Source organism: Rathayibacter sp. AY1F6 (assembly GCF_002932035.1).
Lineage (GTDB): Bacteria > Actinomycetota > Actinomycetes > Actinomycetales > Microbacteriaceae > Rathayibacter.
Genome location: NZ_PSVD01000009.1, coordinates 68,205 through 84,689, shown reverse-complemented (window position 1 = coordinate 84,689; position 16,485 = coordinate 68,205). Strand labels below are relative to the sequence as shown.

The following is a 16,485-nucleotide window of genomic DNA, read 5'->3' as shown; positions in this document are numbered from 1 at the left end:
CTCGGAGGGCGCCGCACCGGCGCGAGCACCGAGAGCACGAGGAGAGACGCACGTGAGCATCATCGCCGCCGCAGACGGGTCCGCACTGGGCAACCCCGGCCCCGCCGGCTGGGCCTGGTACGTCGACGACGAGCGCTGGGCCGCGGGCGGCTGGTCGCACGGCACGAACAACATCGGCGAGCTCACCGCGGTGCTCGAGCTGCTGCGCGCGACCGCGCAGGAGGAGGAGCCGCTGCACATCCTCTGCGACAGCCAGTACGCCATCAAGGCCTGCACCGAGTGGCTGCCGGGCTGGAAGCGGAAGGGCTGGCGCAAGGCCGACGGCAAGCCGGTGATGAACGTCGAGATCATCAAGGCGCTCGACGAGGAGCTGCAGGGCCGGGCCGTCACCTTCGAGTGGGTGAAGGGGCACGCCAACCACCGGATGAACGAGGCCGCCGACGTCCGCGCCCGGAGCGCCGCGACCGCCTACCAGCGCCGGCAGCCCGTCGACGCCGGACCCGGATGGCCGACGGCCGCCGCCGCGCCCGCCGCGGCCGCCGCGCCCCCCGTCGAGGACTCCGCCACCCTCTTCTAGCCGCGTTCCCCCTGGGGCAGCCGCAGCAGCCCCGTCGCCACCAGCTCGCGCACCCGCGGCAGCACCGAGTCGGACACCGCCTCCTCCTCGACCTGGAGGAGCGAGGCGACCGCCGCCGCGATCGCCGCCACCGAGAGCTCGCCGTCGCAGGCGCCGACCACGGCGGCGAGCGCCGTTTCGACCTCCTCGACCCGGGCGAACCCGCCGCCCTGGCGCAGCCGCAGCACCGTCGGATCGTCGTTGCCCGGCCAGTAGTGCCGCTCCTCCGTGACGTCTCCGGCGACGACCAGGGCGAGACCCGCCAGAGCGCGATCGTCGATCGACGCGAGGGCCTCGGCCGCGTCGAGGCAGGCGGCGAGGTGGCCGCCCAGGCCCGCGGTCGCGACCGGCGTGGTGATCCGCTCGAGGCGGCGGATCGGCGGGCGGGGCTGCTCGGGCAGGCGGAGCGTGACGTAGCCGAAGCCGACGCCGGTCACCCCGCGCCGCTCGAAGTCGGTCAGCCAGGCGTCGACCAGCGCGTCGAACGCGGGGCCGCGAGTCGTGCCGCCGTCCCGGATCCAGGTCTCGGCGTAGACCGCCGGATCCTGACGCTCGCGCTCCACGACCCAGACGTCCAGAGGAGAGGCGGTCCCGCCCATCCAGGCGTCGAGCCCCTCGGGCCCCGCCTCGAGCGCCTGCTCCAGCGGGCTGCGGGCGTCGGCGAGCCAGTCCGCGATCCGGTCGAAGGCGTCCGCGCCCTCCCGGTACTCCCAGTTCCCCAGGAGCTGCGCGACACCGCCGGGCACCAGGTGCTCGGCTGCTCCGAGGATCACGCGGCGCACGATCTCGTCGCCCTCCAGCCCGCCGTCGCGGTACTCGTAGGAGGGGACGCCCTCGACTCGCGGCGTGATGACGAACGGCGGGTTCGTGACGATGTGGTCGAAGCGCTCCCCCGCGACCGGCTCGTAGAGGCTGCCGAGGCGGAACTCGATGTTCTCGATCCCGTTGAGCGCCGCGGTGAAAGAGGCGAGCGCGAGCGCGCGCTCGGAGATGTCGGTGGCGACCACCTGCTCGGCGTGGCGGGAGGCGTGCAGCGCCTGGATCCCGCAGCCGGTCCCCAGGTCGAGCACGCGGCCGACGGGCCGCTGGATCATCAGGCCGGTCAGCGTGAGGCTCGCGCCGCCGACGCCGAGCACGTGGTCCTCGTCGAGCGCGCGGCCGAGGGCGAGCTCCCCGAGGTCGGAGGCGATCCACCAGGAGGCAGCGCCGCGCTGGTCGACCACGTCGTAGGGGCGCAGGTCGAGGGCCGCGGTGACGACGGCTCCGGCCTCGACGCGCACCAGGCCGAGCTCCACCGCCCCCTCCAGCGCGAGAGCGCCGAACGCCTCGTCCGCGTCGTCGGCCGAGACGGGATCGGCCAGGAGGAACAGGCGGGCGAGGGTGGCCAGCGCGTCGTGGTCGCCGCTGCGCTCGAGGGCGCGGCGGGCGGGGACCCGGTCGCCGCGGTGCAGCGCCTCGGCCGCTTCGTCGCCCCAGAGCCCCCGCACGGCGTCCACGCCGTAGCGGGCGCGGATCAGGTCGTCGCGCAGGAGGGCGATACGGGCTCGGTCGAACGGGTCTGCGGAGAACACCGCTCCATCCTCCTGCACACGGGTCGGCCACCGGGGCCGCCGCGGCCGTACGATCGGAGGCATGCCGCTGACCGGAGAGTACGAACCCAGCACGTCCGAGTGGGCCCGCGAGCAGGCGGAGCTCTACGAGCGGACCGGCGGAGCCGAGGGGAACCTCCTCCGCGGCCGCCCCATCATCGTCCTGACCACCGTCGGCTCGAAGAGCGGGAAGCTCCGCAAGACCGCGCTGATGCGCGTCGAGCACGAGGGCGAGTACGTGGTCGTCGCGTCCAAGGGCGGCGCGCCCGAGCACCCCGTCTGGTACGGCAACATGCTCAAGGAGCCGCACGTCGAGCTGCAGGACGGGCCCGTGAAGAAGGACTACGCCGCGAGCGTGCTCGAGGGCGATCTGCGCGCGGCCTGGTGGGAGCGCGCGGTCGCCGCGTGGCCGGACTACGCCGAGTACCAGACGAAGACCGAGCGGCAGATCCCGCTCGTGCTGCTCACTCCCTGGTCCTGAGCGCGGCGGGCGGCTCGGCCCGTCGCTGAGGCGGCCGTCCTCCGGTCGAGGTCGCGCCGCACGGCAGGCGCCTCACGCGGGCGGCGAGCCCAGCGGATCCGGTCCGGCCTCAGACCCGGGCCGCGATGAGGTCGAGCACCTTCGGGCTCGAGAGCAGCGCGAAGTGGCCGACCACCGAGACCGCGATGTTCTCGTGCGCCCCGGCGAGGCGGCTCCCTCCGGGGATGTACTGGTCGCGCATCCCGTAGATCGACGTGATGCGCGCGTCGGCCTCGCGCTCGGCCAGCAGGGTGCGGATCAGCGGGCGGTGGGGCGCGAACTCCCGGAGCGCCCGCGCCGGGGCGATCCGTGCGAGCGACGAGCCGTTGAACGGGGTCGAGACGGCGATCATCCGCTCGATCCGCCCGTCCTCGCGGTCGTCGACGACCATCATGTGCTTGCCGATCAGGCCGCCCTTGCTGTGCGCGACGACGACGACTCCGCGCAGATCGTGCTCGCGCAGGTAGTCCTGGCCGAGTCCGGCCGACGCGACGATCGGCCGCGTGTTGTAGCCGAGCGCTGGCAGCACGTGGATCGGATGGCCCGCCGCGTGCAGCCTCTCGGCGATGGGCCGGAGGAACTGCCACGTCTCGTAGATCCCGGGGATGAGCAGCACCGGAGCGCCGTCGCCGGACGCGTACCGCGACACGTCCCAGCCCTCCCGCAGGTGCACGAAGCGCGAGCCGTAGGCGTAGCGGTAGTCGCGGAGGTACGCGCGCCGCAGCGAGGTCGAGCGGCGCGGGCGGGCGGAGTCACGCGCCGGCATGGGCCCGCTCCAGCTCCGCGATGTCGAGGCGGCTCATCGCGAGCATCGCCTGCAGAGCGCGCGCGGACGCCTCGGGGTCGGCGCCTCCGAGCAGACGCGGGAGGGCCTCCGGCACGATCTGCCAGGACAGCCCCCAGCGGTCGCGGAGCCAGCCGCACCGGCTCTCCTCGCCGCCGTCCGCGATCAGGGCGTCCCACAGCCGGTCGAGCTCGGACTGGTCGCCGACGGTCACGACGATCGAGACGGCCTCGGTGAACGGGAACCGCGGCCCGGCGTTGATCGCCTGGAACCGCTGCCCGTCGAGCTCGAACGTCACCGACAGCACCTCGCCGGGCGACGGGGCGCCCTCCGGCAGCACCTGGCTTCCGGTGATCCGCGAGTTCGGCACCAGCTCCGTGTAGAAGCGCGCCGCCTCCCCCGCGCCGTCGTCGAACCAGAGGAAGGTGCTGACCGCGCCCATCGGAGTCTCCGTCCTGCGCGGGAGGGTCTCCGCGGCTCCCTCAGTGTGCCGCGGTGGCGCGCTCCCCGCGACGGATCACAGCGGGTTGACGCCGAACGCCGTGGCCAGCTTGTCGATCTTCTTTGCGCGGCCCAGCCGGGGCAGGTCGCTGCCGTCGCGGATGACGCGGCCGCGGGCCTCGAAGTCGTCGAGGAAGTCGCGGGCCCAGGCGACGTCGGACGGCGTCGGGCTGATGACCTCGTTGATCACGGCGAGCTGCTCGGTGTCGAGGCAGAGCTTCCCGGTGAGGCCGAGCGAGACCGTGAGCGCGGACTGCTCGCGCAGCACGGGGTGGCTGTTCGAGACGGTCGGGCCGTCGATCGGGCCGGGCAGGTCGCCGATGCGCGAGGCGACGACCAGGCGCGAGCGCGGGTAGGCCATCGCGAGGTCGTCGGCGCTGGTGCCGGTGTCGCGGCGGTAGTCGCCGCTGCCGAACGCGAGGCGGAAGGTGCCGCGGGCGCGGGCGATCGAGACCGCCTCCTCGATGCCGAGGGCGGACTCGACCAGGGCGAGCACCGGGGTGGAGCCGCCGAGGCGATCGAAGGTCTCGGTGACGTGCTCAGCGGCCTCGGTCTTGGCGAGCATGACGCCGGCGAGGCCGGGCAGGCCCTTCAGCGCGTCGACGTCGTCGGACCAGAACGGGGTGGAGTGGTCGTTGATGCGGACCCAGGCGCGCTTCTCGCCGGTCAGCCACTCCGCGACGTCGGTCCGCGCGTCGGGCTTCGCCTTGGGGTCGACCGCGTCCTCGATGTCGAGGACGATCTGGTCGGCGCGGGACGCGTGCGCGGCGTCGAACGTGTCGGTGCGGGTGGCGTTCACCAGCAGCCAGGAGCGCGCGATCTCGGGGGCGACGTCGCGCCCCTTCCGCTTCGCGATGGCGGTGGTGGTGGTCTCGGGCAACGTCACGTTCGGGTCCTCTCGGTGGCGCGGTCCTCGCTCCGCGGACGCCACCGCTCTGCGACGGCGCCGGGGACAAGGGTAGCGGCTCCCCGTCGGCGGGGCTCCGGGCACTCCGGCGTCTCTCCACTCCGGGGCTGCGACGCCCCGAGCGCTCCGGATCAGCGGCCCTCCGGGCGCTCCCACAGCGTCAGCACCGTCGTCGGCACCCGGATCCGCTCGCGCGCGACGAACCCCGCCTCGGCGAGCACCGTGTCCGCCTCGCCCTCCGGCAGCGCCTGCCAGACCCGGTCCTCCCCGGCGAGCGCGGCGTGCAGCGCCTCGCCCTCCAGCAGGACGTCCGAATACGTGCCCGTCGTCCCGTACGGAGCGGCGAGGGCGACATCGTCCACGCCCGCGAACGCCTCCGGGTAGGCGGCGAGCGCCAGGCGGGGCCGGAGCGAGACCGTCCCGGAGGAGCCGAGGAGGACGGCGTCGCCCGGACGGGCCCGCTCCTCGACGGCGGCCGCCAGACCGCGGAGATCCTGCCCGGCCGGCTTCCCGGTGACCGTGCGCATCTGCACCAGGACCGGCACGGCGGCCACCGCGATCAGGGCGAGGAGGGCGACGCCCGTCCGGGCCCTGAACGAGTCGAGCGCGAGGCCGAGGAGGACCGCGAGGGCCGGCGTGCTCGACGCGAGGTAGCGGGGGGTGAACATCGGCTCGACGAGGAGGGTCCCGAGCACCAGCACCGCCGTCGGCAGCACGATCCAGAGGACGAGGGCCGGCAGGAGCGGCCCGCGCAGGCCGCCCCGCACCGCGGCGACCGCGAGGAGCGCGACGGCGATCCCGGCCAGCCACCACGCGGACCCGAAGAACGGCTCGACCATGACGGTGAACGCGGTCACGGGCTGCGAGCGGAGCCAGCCGACCTGGCCGCTCTGCCCGGCGGCGAGGAGCAGCACCGGCACGGCGCCCAGTGCCGAGAGGGCGCTCGCCGGGAGAGCCCGCACGGCACCCCGGGGCGCCGCGGCCGCGGCGAGCGCGACGAGAGCCGGCAGCACCAGCACGGAGTAGAGGAACACCGCGTCCGCCAGACCCGCGACGGCCGCGAACGCGATCCAGCGCAGGGCTCCTCCGGAGCGGGCCGCCCGCACGACGAGGACCGCCGCTCCCACCACGAGCGCGGTGGCCAGAGCGGAGGATCGCGCCTCGGTCCCCGAGAACGAGGACCGCGGGAGCAGCACGAGCACCGCGGCGGCGAGGAGTGCCGCCCGGGGCCGGTCGAACGATCGCAGCAGGACGACGACGCCCGCCGCCGCCGCTCCCGTGGCGAGAGCGGATGGCGCCCGCACCGCGAGCTCCGACTCCCCGGCGATCGCGATCCAGCCGTGGATCATCAGGCCGTAGACCAGGTGCACCGCGTCCTTCTCCTGCACGAAGGCGAGGAGCTCCCCCACCGGGAGCCGCGCCAGGCGGAGGGTCGCGGCCTCGTCGTTCCAGTAGGAGGGGATCCAGGAGCCGACGAGGGTCAGCGCGGTGGCGAGGGCGAGGACCGCGCTCGCGGGCAGGGTCCGGAGCGCGCGCATCCCGCCAGCGTAGAGGCCGGGCTCAGCGCGCCGAGCGCTCGGCGAGACCCTTCGCATACGCGGCCTGGCCGACGTGCTGCGTGTCGTCGTCGATCACCGAGACCAGCCGCACCCCGAGGGTCACCGGCGGATCCCACTGCTCGTCGACGACGCGCTCGAGGTCCTCGTCGCCGAGCGTGTCGAGGAGGGCGAGCGTCTGCCGGTGCACGGCGTCGGCGTACTCCGCGAGCAGCGCTGCCGGCACCGCGGCGAGCGCCGCCACCTCGGCCGGCTCCTGCCCGTAGCCGGTCTCGTCGGGCCCGAAGGGCAGGCCGGACCGGCCGTGGAAGCCGTCGGCCGTCCACACCTGCTCGTGGCCGGCGAGCGGGGCGAGGTGGTCGTCCTGCACCCGGACGAGATGCCAGACGAGCCAGGCGGGCGAGTTCGAGCGGGCGTCCGCGCGGAACGCGAGCTGATCGGGGGTGCTGTCGTCCAGGACGGCGTGCACGTTCTCGTGCACCCGGCCGAAGGCGTCGCGGAGGAGGTCGATGGCTGCGCTCATGCCGCCAGCCTGCCGCTCCCGCGCCCGGCGCGGCACCCCCTCCGCGCGCCTCGGAGGAAGTGCGGAGGCGGGTGCCCGATACTCGGCCCGTGACCTCCGGATCCTCGAACCTGGCGACGAAGCCGTGGCTGACCTCCTACGCGGAGGGCGTGCCCGCCGAGATCGACCCTCCCACCCAGACCCTCGTCGACCTGCTCGAGGACTCGATCGCGCGGTACCGCCGCGGCACCGCCCTCGAGTTCTTCGGCGCCGAGACCAGCTACGCCGAGCTCGGCGAGCAGGTCGCGCGCGCGGCGGAGGGCCTGCGGCGCCTCGGCGTGCGCGCCGGCGACCGCGTCGCGCTGGTGCTCCCGAACTGCCCGGAGCACGTGGTGGCGTTCTACGCCGCTCTCCGCCTCGGAGCGATCGTGGTCGAGCACAACCCGCTCTACACGCCGCGCGAGCTGCGGCGGCAGTTCGAGGACCACGGCGCCCGGTTCGCGGTCGTGTGGGACAAGATCGCCGACGTCGTCGCGACCATGCCCGCCGACCTGGGCATCGAGCGCGTCGTCTCCGTCGACCTCACCCGCTCCTTCCCGCTCGGCAAGCGCCTGGCGCTGCGGCTCCCCCTGCCGTCGGTGCGCCGGTCGCGCGAGAAGCTGACCGCGACCCCCCGCAGCCGCTCCCTGGTGCCCTTCGCGTCGCTGCTGAAGAACCGCCGCATCGCGCGCTCGCACCCCCGCCCGGTCCTCGGCGACACGGCCCTGCTGCAGTACACGAGCGGCACCACCGGGACGCCCAAGGGCGCGATCCTCTCCCACGCGAACCTCCGCGCGAACGCCCTGCAGGGCCGCGCCTGGGTGCCGGGCCTGCGCGAGGGCGACGAGACGTTCTACGCGGTGCTCCCCCTGTTCCACGCCTACGGCCTGACGCTGTGCCTGACCTTCGCGATCAGCATCGGCGCGAAGGTCGTGCTGTTCCCGACCTTCGACGTCGGCCTCGTGAAGGCGGCCGCGAAGTCGTCGCCGCCCACCTTCCTCCCCGCGGTGCCGCCCGTGTACGACGCGCTGGCCCGCGCCTCCGAGCGCCACGAGCTCGACCTGCGCGGCATCCGCTTCGCGATCTCGGGAGCGATGAGCCTGCCGGTCGCGACGGTCGACCGCTGGGAGCGCGCGAGCCGGGGACTCCTGGTCGAGGGCTACGGCATGACCGAGAGCTCGCCGGTCGCCCTCGGGAACCCGGTCGGCCCGACCCGCCGGCCCGGCACCGTGGGCGTGCCGTTCCCCAGCACGACGATCCGCCTCGTCGACCCCGCCGATCCGTCGGTCGACCGCGGCCCGGGCGAGTCCGGCGAGCTCCTGCTCCGGGGGCCGCAGGTGTTCCAGGGGTACTGGAAGCGGCCGGAGGAGACGGCCGAGGCCCTCCTCCCCGGCGGCTGGCTGCGCACGGGCGACATCGCGACCGTCTCGGCCGACGGCTTCGTGACGATCGTCGACCGGGCCAAGGAGCTCATCATCACCGGCGGCTTCAACGTCTCCCCCTCCGAGGTCGAGGGAGTGCTGGAGTCGCACCCGGACTTGACGCGCGCGGCCGTCGTCGGGCTCCCCCGCGAGGACGGCGGCGAGAGCGTCGCGGCGGCCGTGGTCCTGCGGGCCGGGACGGCCGTGGATCCGGAGGCGCTGCGCGACTTCTGCCGGCTGCACCTGACGCCCTACAAGGTGCCCAAGCGGATCGTCCCGGTGGACGAGCTGCCGACCTCGCTGATCGGCAAGGTGCTGCGCCGCCAGGTGCGCGAGAGTCTGCTGGACTGAGGCGACCGGAGCGGGCGGTGGCCCGCGAGGAGGAGGACGACATGGCGAGGATCGTGCAGTACGAGCGGATCGGCGGGCCCGAGGTGCTCGAGGCCGTCGAGGCGCCGGAGCCCGAGGCGGGGCCCGGCACCGTGGTGGTCGCCGTCCGCGCGGCCGGCGTGAACCCGATCGAGTGGAAGGTGCGCTCCGGCCTGCGCCCGAGCCCGCCGTTCGACGGTCCGCGGAGGCTCGGGTCGGACGGCTCCGGCGTGGTCTCCGCCGTCGGTCCGGGCGTGACCGGTTGGAGCGTCGGAGACCGGGTGATCGTCAGCGGCGCCACCGGCACCTACGCGACCGCCGTCGCGGTCTCCCCCGACTCCCTCGATCCGCTCCCCGACGGACTCGGCTTCGAGGAGGCGGCCGCGCTCGGCATCCCGGTCTCCACCGCCTACCAGGCGGTGGTCTCGCTCGGCGTCGCGGAGGGATCGACGTTCGTGGTCCACGCGGGCGCCGGCGCGGTAGGACGGGCGGCGATCCAGTTCGCCGTCGACCGCGGAGCCCGGGTGATCGCCACGGCGAGCCCGGCGAACCACGAGGCGCTGCGCGCGCTCGGAGCGGTGCCGGTCGCCTACGGGCCCGGGCTGCTCGAGCGGCTGCGCGCCGCAGCGCCCGAGGGCGTCGACCGCGTGCTCGACGCGGCCGGGACGGACGAGGCGCTCGCCGCCTCGCTCGCGCTGGTGGCGGATCCGCAGCACGTCGGAACGGTGGTCGCCGGCCCTCGTGCGGCAGAGCTGGGCATCCGGGCGTGGAGCGGCGGCAGTCCCGTGCCGCTGACCGAAAAGGAGCAGCGCCTCCGCCGCGAGGGCGTGCCGCTCGCCGCCCGGCTGGCGAGCGAGGGGCGCTTCGCGGTCGCGACCGGTCCGCGCCTCCCGCTCGAGCAGGCCGCCGAGGCGCATCGGCTCAGCGAGGACGGCCACGTCCGCGGGAAGATCCTGCTCGTTCCCTGACCCGGGCCGGCATCCGGCATCCGTCTCCCCACCGCTTCCCCCGCTGTCACCGTCGAGAAGGAGTCCCCGTGTCCACTGACGACACCACCCCCGTGATCCTGGGGGGCGCCCGCACCCCGTTCGCCCGCTTCTCCGGGGCCTTCGCGCCGCTCTCGGGCGTCGAGCTCGGCGCCGCTGCCATCCGAGGGGCTCTCGAGCGCTCGGGCGCCTCCGCGGCCGACGTCGACGCGGTCGTGCTCGGCCAGGTGATCCAGGCCGGAGCCGGTCAGGGCCCCGCCCGGCAGGCCGCGGTCCTCGCGGGCCTGGGCTGGGACGTCCCGGCGGTCACGATCAACAAGCTCTGCCTGTCGGGTCTCACCGCGGTGATCGACGCGGCGCGGATGATCCGGCTCGGCGAGGCGCAGGTGGTCGTCGCCGGAGGGCAGGAGTCGATGACCAACGCGCCGCACCTCCTGCTCGGATCCCGCTCGGGCCTGGGTGTCGGTCCGCGTCCGCTCGAGGACGCACTCCTTCACGACGGCCTGCTCGATCCGTTCGACCGCCGCCTGATGGGGAGGGTGACCGACGACGGCAACGCCGCACGGGGCATCCGCCGCGAGCGCCAGGACGCCTTCGCCGCGCTCTCGCACCAGCGGGCCGCCGCGGCACGGTCCACCGGCGTGCTCGCCGAGGAGATCGTGCCGGTCGCGGTGCCGCAGCGGCGCGGACCGGACCTCGTCGTGTCCGCCGACGACGGGATCCGGGAGGACAGCACGGTCGAGACGCTCGCCCGGCTGGCCCCCGCGTTCTCAGCCGAGGGCACGATCACCGCGGGCAGCTCGTCACCGATCACCGACGGTGCCGCCGCGCTGGTCGTCGTGTCCCGCGGCTGGGCCCGCGAGCGGGGACTGCCCTGGCTCGCGACCGTCGCCGAGCACGGGCAGGTCGCCGGACCGGACAACTCCCTCCACTCGCAGCCGTCGGCGGCGATCCTCCAGGCGCTCGGCCGCCGCGGTGCAGCGGTGTCCGACCTGGACCTGATCGAGATCAACGAGGCGTTCGCCTCCGTCGTCCTCCAGTCGGCGGACGATCTCGGCGTCGAGCCCGAGACGGTCAACCTCGACGGCGGGGCGATCGCGCTCGGCCACCCGGTGGGCGCCTCCGGAGCACGGCTGGCCCTGCACCTGGCGCTGGCCCTCCGTCGCCGGGGCGGCGGGCTCGGCGTCGCCGCGCTCTGCGGCGGAGGCGGCCAGGGCGAGGCGCTGATCCTCGAGGACTGACCGGCGGTCCGCCCCCAGGAGCGCGTCGGCGCCTCCGGCTACGCTCGCGGGATGAGCATCCTGAGCGCCGACGGCCTCGCCTTCGTCACCGAGCGCCACCTGGCCACCCTCTCCACCCCCGGCCGCCAGGGCCGCCTGCACGTGGTCGCCGTGGGCTTCACCTACGAGGACGGCGTCGTCCGCGTCATCACCTCTCGCGAGAGCCAGAAGGTGCTCAACGTCCGGCGGGGCGGCACCGCGACGGTCGGGCAGGTCGACGGCATCCGGTGGCTGAGCCTGGGCGGTCCGGCGACGATCGAGGAGGAGCCGGACGCCGTACAGCACGCCGTCGAGCTCTACTCCCAGCGCTACCGCACCCCGCGCCCGAACCCCCTCCGCGTCGCCATCCGCATCGACGTCGACTTCGCCCTCGCCTCCTCCGGCCTGCGCGCGGAGTAGCCGGGTGGCCCGCGGCGACGCGCTGGGCGGGGGCGGTGCCGTCTCCTCCCTCCGCACCTACCGCTACGTCCGCCTCTCCCTGGTGGCGGCCGTGGTGCTCCTCACGGCCGGCCTCGTCCACCAGCTCGTCGTCGGAGGCCCGCTGCGCTCGATCAGCGCCTCGTACTACACCCCGGTCCGCTCCCTCTTCACCGGGGCGCTCTTCGCGGTCGGCGTCGCGCTGGTCGTCCTCGCCGGCAGGAGCGTGCGGCGCTTCCTCCTGCTGCTGGCGGGCATGACGGCGCCGGTCATCGCGATCGTGCCGGTGCCCCTCGCCTCGGAGGAGCTGCAGCGCCTCCAGGGAGCGGTGTGCCCGGCGGGAGGGGCGTCGTGCCTTCCCGCGACGGCCGCGGGTGAGGTCGCCGCCTCCCTGCCCGCCTACCTGGTCACGGCCGCGGCCGTCCTCGTCGCCTCCGTGATCCTGCTCGCCCTCGACCGGGTCCTCGACCGCTGGGCGCTCGTCCGCACCGCGATCGCCGCCGCCCTCCTGATCGCTCTGGCGGCCTGGAGCACGCTCCCGTCGTTCCTGCGGCTCGGCCACTACGCCGCCGCCGGCGTCTTCTTCCTCCTCATCGCCGTCACCGCGGGTCTGCACGCCGTCGCGGTGCGCGAGGAGGGAGCGAGCGGGCCGGGGACGCCGCGCTTCTACTCCCGCTGCTACGCCGTTCTCGCGGTGCTGATCGCCGCGGTCGATGCGGCGCTGGTGCTCCTGCTTCTCACGGGGCGGGGAGCGGAACTTCTCGGCGAGCAGTGGCTCCTGCTCGGCGAGGCCGTCGCGCTGGCCCTCTTCGGGATCTTCTGGGTGCTGCAGACCGTCGAGAACTGGGATCGTCCCGACGTGCTGCTCGTCGCGCGGGGCTGAGGGGGCCGGTGACGGACGGCCCCCTCAGCCGCTCAGCGCTTGAGGGTGATCGAAGAGCTCCGCCCGAGGTTCCCTGCGGCGTCGTAGGCGTGCGCGACGATCGCGTACCGCCCGGCCGGGTAGGAGGAGGCCGAGACAGTCAGGCGCCACGTGCCGTCCGACGCCCTCGTCGCGTCGCCCAGCCGCGTGGCTCCGCTCCAGAAGCTCAGCTTCGTCGTGCCGACGTCGTCCTTGGCGGTGGCGACCAGGGTGACAGAGCCGCGCACCGTCGATCCGCTCGTCGGCGCGGTGATGACGGTCTTCGGAGCCGTCGTGTCGCGCGACGGCGCGGGCGAGCCCGTGGGTGCCGGAGCAGGAGCCGCGGTGGGCGCCGACGTGGGAGTCGGGGTCGGGTTCGGAGCCGGTTCGTCGCCGAGGCCCCAGGCCGTCCACAGCTCCTCCGCGATCATCGCCTGGCCGGCGACGTTCGGGTGGAAGTAGTCGACGTCCGTCGAGAGCTGGTCGAGCGAGATCGGAGCCGCCGTGAGGGCACCGCCGTCCCAGACGCAGTCGTTCGCGGCGGACGCGCAGGCCGATTCCAGTGCCTCGTTGAAGGCGGCCTCCCGGTCCTCCGCCGCCGCGAGCGAGGCGGTGTAGGCCGAGCCGGTCAGCGGGGCTCCGGTCGTGGCGTCGACTCCGCGCTGGGTCCGGCAGACCCCGCCCCAGGCCCAGATCGCGGCGCCCGGCGTCGGCTTCACGGCCTCCCACTCCGACTCGATGTCCGGGACCGAGCCGACGAGCACCGTCGCCTCCGGCCACTCCTCGCCGATCGAGCGCAGGATCCGGGTCGCCGACGCGGCGAAGGAGGCCGCGGGCGTCATCGCGTAGCCGTCGCGGGAGTCGGGCGAGAGGCTCAGCGAGCAGAGGTCGTTGCCGCCGATCAGCAGCGTGACCACGTCCGGCTCCTCCCCGGCCGCGACCGCGGCGTCGATCCGCGACTCGACTCCGCTGATGACCGCACCCGACTTCGCGTAGTTCACCGCGCGGACCGCCGTCCGCGGATCCGCCGCCGCCATCCGGCTCGCGATCGAGTCGACCGCGGGCGCCGATCCCGTCGCCCAGGAGTTCTCGACGCAGTCGCGGTTCACCCCGCAGGTCGTCGCCGCGCGCGTGATCGAGTCGCCGAGCGCGAGCAGCGTCTGCGTCCCGGACGCCTGCGCCGGCGGTGCCGCCAGGAGCCCCGCCAGGAGCGCGATCGCCCCCGCGCCGACCCCTGCCGCTCTCCGCCGTGCCCTGTGTGCTGTGGTCCCCATGTCGTCCCGTCCCCTGGTCGTCCATCGTTCGAGTGCCTCGCGTGCTGCGAGAGCACGAGGGGCGAGCGTACGTCGCCGCGGATCCCCCGACGGACCGGAGGAGAACGGCTCCCGTCCGGCGCGGCCCGGATGGGGGACACGGAGGACGCACGGAGGCGGGCGGCCCACAGCTTCGGGCGCCCGATCGTCAGGACCTGCACGACCGGCCCGCGCGCTCTCCCGCCCGGAGAGCACGTGGACCGACGGCTCCTCCTCGATACTCTGAAGCGATGATCGGCCGTCGCCGTGGAGGGAAGAGGGATCAGCATGGACTACTCGAACGAGGACGATCTCAAGCAGAGGATCGGTATCGACTCTTGGAGGAATCTGTCGAAAGAGAAGTTCATAGCGTTCGCATCCGAGCTGCCGAACATGAGCGAGGAGCTCGCCCTGAAGGTCGTCGAGCAGTTCCCGGATTTCAAGAATCTCGTCCTCGACTCGTTCAGTGAAGTGCGAGATCAGGCGAGTTCAGCCGTTCGAGCCAACTGGAAGAGTCAGAAGAAGGTTCACAGGGCCTTCGCCGAGTACCGCGCCGTCCTGAACCGCGAACTGGATCGTGACACCCTGAGCGCGGCGGACCGCTACTCGGTCCTTCGGCTGTTCAAAGAAGCGATCGACGACGAAGCACTCAAGGATTCGGAGCACAAGGCGTTCGTGCTCCGGGCACTGGGCATCGTCGCGATGGTCGCAGTCGCCGGAGTCTCGACGGGAGTCGCCGTCCTCGGCGGTCGAGCCAGGATCGGCGGAGACGCCTAGTACCGAAGCCGATCCAACGGACCACTCCTCCGCCGACGAGCGCGTCGAGGCCGCGAGGCGGTCGACCCGCCGAACAGGCGAGGTTCCCGATCCGGCCGCCGGGAGAACACGAAAGGCCCGCTCTCTCGAGCGGGCCTTCCGTGGTGGTGGATCCGAGGGGATTCGAACCCCTGACCTCTTCATTGCGAACGAAGCGCGCTACCAACTGCGCCACGGACCCGTGCCTTCCGAGCCGTCACCGGCCCGAACAACTCGTCCACACTAGCACGGACGAGCAGGCGCCTCGCACTCGGGTCAGGCCCCGCGGCGGCGCTGCAGCGCCTGGTCGAGGTCGATCGCGTCGACGCCGTCCACGACGCCCATCGCGGCGAAGCGGGAGGAGGGACGCGGCGCCTCGGGAGCGGGAGCGGCAGCACGCGGGACGCGCAGCGGCGCCACCTCGGGAGCGGTCGCGGCGGCGCGCTGGGCGAGCTCCGCTTCCGCCGCGGCGGTGCGCAGGCGCTCCACGGCGTCGATCGACGCCATCGCGGAGGCGGCGACCGTGCCCCGGGAGAGGTAGAGCGGCTTGGGGAGCGGCTGCGGCGTCCAGCTCGCACGGTCCTCGGCGAGCTCCTCGGAGGCGTCGTCCGCCGCCTCCTCGGCGAGCTCGGCCTCGAAGACCTCGGCGCGCCGGCGCTCGGTCGCGGCGGCCGTCGTCGCTGTTGCGGCCGGAGCGGCCGCGCGCCGGCGACCCGGAGCCAGCAGGATCAGCGTGCCGAGCCCCGCGACGGCGAGGAGCAGGCCGACGAGCGGCACCGCACCCGTGCCGCCGAAGGGCAGCATCACGAGCCCGACCAGCGCGGCGACCGCCCCGACCAGCACGGCCAGCGCGGCGCCCTGGCGCCAGCGCAGGACCGAGGGCCCTGACCGCGTGCTCCGCCGTGCGCTCGCGGTCGCCCGTCGCAGCGCGTCGCGCGCCGCCTTCTCCGCCTGTGCCAGCTCCATCGCCTGTGCCTTCTCTTCGGCTCGTCGTCGTGTCTCGGTCACCCGGAGCCGGCGCTGCTGCAGCGCCACCTCGCGGGCTGTCGCCTCCGCACGCACGTGCTCGGGCACTTCCGCGGTCTCGGCGAGGATCCGCAGCGTCTGCTGCAGCCTCACCGCGTTGCGCTCGGTCGCGTTGTACGACCGCCTGCGCATCCACGTGGGGATCAGGTAGGCGACCCACAGAACGGCGGCGATCGCCCAGACGACGCCCCCGCCCAGCCAGTCGCTACTCATGCGGACAACGCTAGGAGCACCGGGCACTCCCGTCCGTCATTACGGGTAGGTGTGTCCGTGCGGATCGCGGATCAGTCGGGGCCCCGTCGGAGGGACACCGGCGCCGTCGGAGGGTCCGGAGAGACCCGAGCGGCGCGAGGCGCGGAGATCCGCGTCGGTCGGCACGCCGACCTCCGACGGGACCTGCCCGTCGAGGTAGCGGCGGAGCACGCCGCGGGGCACCTCCTCCGCCACGAGGGCGAAGCAGAAGTGGTCGCGCCAGTCGCCGTTGATGTGGATGAAGCGCCGCCGCAGGCCCTCGTAGCGGAAGCCGAGCTTCTCGACCACGCGCAGGCTCGGCCGGTTCTCCGGGCGGATGCAGATCTCGATCCGGTGCAGCCCCAGGTCGAGGAAGGCGTGGTCGGCCGCGAGGGCCACGGCGATCGGAGTGATCCCCCGCCCGGCGTAGCGCTCGGACACCCAGTAGCCGATCGACCCGGAGGAGAGCGAGCCGTACCCGATGTTCGAGATGTTGAGCTGCCCGGCGAGCTCGCCGTCCCAGTCGATGAGGAACGGCACTCCGCCGCCGGCCCGCGCGTTCTGCTGCAGCGAGCGGATGCTGGCGCGCACGTCGAACGCGGCGCCTCCCCGGGGGTCGGACGCCTCCCACTGGCGCAGCCACGACCGGTTCGCGATCAGCTCCCGCTCGAGAGGGCGGGCGTCGCGCACGCGGATGGGGCGGACGGTGACACGACCCTCGGTGAGCGTCGGGATCGGGAGCGGCATGATGCG

The 16,485-nt window shown here is 74.2% G+C and carries 17 protein-coding genes and 1 tRNA gene; 8 read left to right on the top strand and 10 right to left on the bottom strand.

Going from position 1 to position 16,485, the window contains the following annotated elements:
• Nucleotides 1-52: 52 nt before the first annotated feature.
• Nucleotides 53-577 (top strand): ribonuclease H, encoded by a 525-nt coding sequence (locus tag C5C44_RS09775; protein WP_104223203.1) that lies wholly within the window; start codon nucleotides 53-55, stop codon nucleotides 575-577.
• On the opposite strand, the gene C5C44_RS09770 is transcribed toward C5C44_RS09775, so the two are convergent.
• Entirely contained in the window at nucleotides 574-2,187 is a 1,614-nt protein-coding gene (locus C5C44_RS09770) for a methyltransferase (protein ID WP_258066709.1), read from the bottom strand. The genes C5C44_RS09775 and C5C44_RS09770 overlap by 4 nt on opposite strands.
• Nucleotides 2,188-2,248: 61 nt before the next feature.
• Between C5C44_RS09770 and C5C44_RS09765 the strand changes: the two genes are divergently transcribed.
• On the top strand, nucleotides 2,249-2,686 hold the full coding sequence (locus C5C44_RS09765) for a nitroreductase family deazaflavin-dependent oxidoreductase (protein WP_104223205.1): 438 nt from the start codon (nucleotides 2,249-2,251) through the stop codon (nucleotides 2,684-2,686).
• 109 nt (nucleotides 2,687-2,795) lie between these two features.
• Here the strand turns inward: C5C44_RS09765 and C5C44_RS09760 are convergent, their stop codons facing one another.
• The 5 genes from C5C44_RS09760 to C5C44_RS09740 form a co-directional block, all read right to left on the bottom strand.
• Nucleotides 2,796-3,491, bottom strand: coding sequence for a triacylglycerol lipase (locus tag C5C44_RS09760; RefSeq protein ID WP_104249466.1), 696 nt, complete (start codon nucleotides 3,489-3,491; stop codon nucleotides 2,796-2,798).
• Nucleotides 3,478-3,951, bottom strand: a complete 474-nt coding sequence (locus tag C5C44_RS09755; RefSeq protein ID WP_104335766.1) for a VOC family protein — start codon at nucleotides 3,949-3,951, stop codon at nucleotides 3,478-3,480. Before C5C44_RS09755 ends, C5C44_RS09760 begins: the two co-directional genes overlap by 14 nt.
• A 75-nt stretch (nucleotides 3,952-4,026) precedes the next feature.
• Complete coding sequence (locus C5C44_RS09750) at nucleotides 4,027-4,890, bottom strand: CoA ester lyase (protein WP_219814084.1); 864 nt, start codon at nucleotides 4,888-4,890, stop codon at nucleotides 4,027-4,029.
• A 158-nt stretch (nucleotides 4,891-5,048) separates the two neighbouring features.
• The gene (locus C5C44_RS09745; protein WP_181132788.1) at nucleotides 5,049-6,455 is read right to left on the bottom strand and encodes a glycosyltransferase family 39 protein; all 1,407 of its coding nucleotides are present in this window, start codon (nucleotides 6,453-6,455) and stop codon (nucleotides 5,049-5,051) included.
• Between the two features lie 22 nt (nucleotides 6,456-6,477).
• Complete coding sequence (locus C5C44_RS09740; protein ID WP_104223209.1) at nucleotides 6,478-6,996, bottom strand: DinB family protein; 519 nt, start codon at nucleotides 6,994-6,996, stop codon at nucleotides 6,478-6,480.
• Between the two features lie 89 nt (nucleotides 6,997-7,085).
• Here C5C44_RS09740 and C5C44_RS09735 point away from each other — a divergent pair, with 89 nt between their 5' ends.
• The 5 genes from C5C44_RS09735 (at nucleotide 7,086) to C5C44_RS09715 (ending at nucleotide 12,370) form a co-directional block, all read left to right on the top strand.
• Nucleotides 7,086-8,786: a long-chain-fatty-acid--CoA ligase gene (locus C5C44_RS09735; protein ID WP_104335764.1), complete on the top strand. Its 1,701-nt coding sequence runs from the start codon at nucleotides 7,086-7,088 to the stop codon at nucleotides 8,784-8,786.
• A 41-nt stretch (nucleotides 8,787-8,827) separates the two neighbouring features.
• A complete protein-coding gene (locus tag C5C44_RS09730) occupies nucleotides 8,828-9,772 on the top strand; it encodes an NADP-dependent oxidoreductase (protein WP_104335778.1) in 945 nt (314 codons plus the stop codon).
• Nucleotides 9,773-9,840: 68 nt separating this feature from the next.
• Nucleotides 9,841-11,031 carry an acetyl-CoA C-acyltransferase gene (locus tag C5C44_RS09725; protein ID WP_104288098.1) on the top strand — a complete coding sequence of 397 codons (1,191 nt, stop codon included), beginning with the start codon at nucleotides 9,841-9,843 and terminating at the stop codon, nucleotides 11,029-11,031.
• A 51-nt stretch (nucleotides 11,032-11,082) separates the two neighbouring features.
• On the top strand, nucleotides 11,083-11,469 hold the full coding sequence (locus C5C44_RS09720) for a pyridoxamine 5'-phosphate oxidase family protein (RefSeq protein WP_104223212.1): 387 nt from the start codon (nucleotides 11,083-11,085) through the stop codon (nucleotides 11,467-11,469).
• A 4-nt stretch (nucleotides 11,470-11,473) separates the two neighbouring features.
• Nucleotides 11,474-12,370: a hypothetical protein gene (locus tag C5C44_RS09715; protein WP_104315159.1), complete on the top strand. Its 897-nt coding sequence runs from the start codon at nucleotides 11,474-11,476 to the stop codon at nucleotides 12,368-12,370.
• A gap of 32 nt (nucleotides 12,371-12,402) precedes the next feature.
• Here the strand turns inward: C5C44_RS09715 and C5C44_RS09710 are convergent, their stop codons facing one another.
• Nucleotides 12,403-13,662 carry a GDSL-type esterase/lipase family protein gene (locus C5C44_RS09710; RefSeq protein ID WP_104335763.1) on the bottom strand — a complete coding sequence of 420 codons (1,260 nt, stop codon included), beginning with the start codon at nucleotides 13,660-13,662 and terminating at the stop codon, nucleotides 12,403-12,405.
• A 306-nt stretch (nucleotides 13,663-13,968) separates the two neighbouring features.
• Here C5C44_RS09710 and C5C44_RS09705 point away from each other — a divergent pair, with 306 nt between their 5' ends.
• Nucleotides 13,969-14,457 carry a hypothetical protein gene (locus tag C5C44_RS09705; protein WP_104226443.1) on the top strand — a complete coding sequence of 163 codons (489 nt, stop codon included), beginning with the start codon at nucleotides 13,969-13,971 and terminating at the stop codon, nucleotides 14,455-14,457.
• A gap of 144 nt (nucleotides 14,458-14,601) precedes the next feature.
• On the opposite strand, the gene C5C44_RS09700 is transcribed toward C5C44_RS09705, so the two are convergent.
• The 3 genes from C5C44_RS09700 to C5C44_RS09690 all read right to left on the bottom strand — a co-directional run bounded on the left by C5C44_RS09700 (nucleotide 14,602) and on the right by C5C44_RS09690 (nucleotide 16,479).
• Nucleotides 14,602-14,677: transfer RNA gene (locus C5C44_RS09700), tRNA-Ala, on the bottom strand.
• Between the two features lie 74 nt (nucleotides 14,678-14,751).
• On the bottom strand, nucleotides 14,752-15,714 hold the full coding sequence (locus C5C44_RS09695; protein ID WP_104335762.1) for a hypothetical protein: 963 nt from the start codon (nucleotides 15,712-15,714) through the stop codon (nucleotides 14,752-14,754).
• Between the two features lie 39 nt (nucleotides 15,715-15,753).
• A complete protein-coding gene (locus C5C44_RS09690) occupies nucleotides 15,754-16,479 on the bottom strand; it encodes a GNAT family N-acetyltransferase (RefSeq protein WP_104223217.1) in 726 nt (241 codons plus the stop codon).
• Between the last annotated feature and the right edge of the window lie 6 nt (nucleotides 16,480-16,485).

Coding starts and splice junctions, on each gene's coding strand:
- C5C44_RS09765 (WP_104223205.1), top strand. CDS start 2,249: ATGCCGCTGACCGGAGAGTACGAACCCAGCACGTCCGAGTGGGCCCGC.
- C5C44_RS09760 (WP_104249466.1), bottom strand. CDS start 3,491: ATGCCGGCGCGTGACTCCGCCCGCCCGCGCCGCTCGACCTCGCTGCGG.
- C5C44_RS09755 (WP_104335766.1), bottom strand. CDS start 3,951: ATGGGCGCGGTCAGCACCTTCCTCTGGTTCGACGACGGCGCGGGGGAG.
- C5C44_RS09745 (WP_181132788.1), bottom strand. CDS start 6,455: ATGCGCGCGCTCCGGACCCTGCCCGCGAGCGCGGTCCTCGCCCTCGCC.
- C5C44_RS09740 (WP_104223209.1), bottom strand. CDS start 6,996: ATGAGCGCAGCCATCGACCTCCTCCGCGACGCCTTCGGCCGGGTGCAC.
- C5C44_RS09730 (WP_104335778.1), top strand. CDS start 8,828: ATGGCGAGGATCGTGCAGTACGAGCGGATCGGCGGGCCCGAGGTGCTC.
- C5C44_RS09720 (WP_104223212.1), top strand. CDS start 11,083: ATGAGCATCCTGAGCGCCGACGGCCTCGCCTTCGTCACCGAGCGCCAC.
- C5C44_RS09710 (WP_104335763.1), bottom strand. CDS start 13,662: ATGGGGACCACAGCACACAGGGCACGGCGGAGAGCGGCAGGGGTCGGC.
- C5C44_RS09705 (WP_104226443.1), top strand. CDS start 13,969: ATGGACTACTCGAACGAGGACGATCTCAAGCAGAGGATCGGTATCGAC.
- C5C44_RS09695 (WP_104335762.1), bottom strand. CDS start 15,714: ATGAGTAGCGACTGGCTGGGCGGGGGCGTCGTCTGGGCGATCGCCGCC.
- C5C44_RS09690 (WP_104223217.1), bottom strand. CDS start 16,479: ATGCCGCTCCCGATCCCGACGCTCACCGAGGGTCGTGTCACCGTCCGC.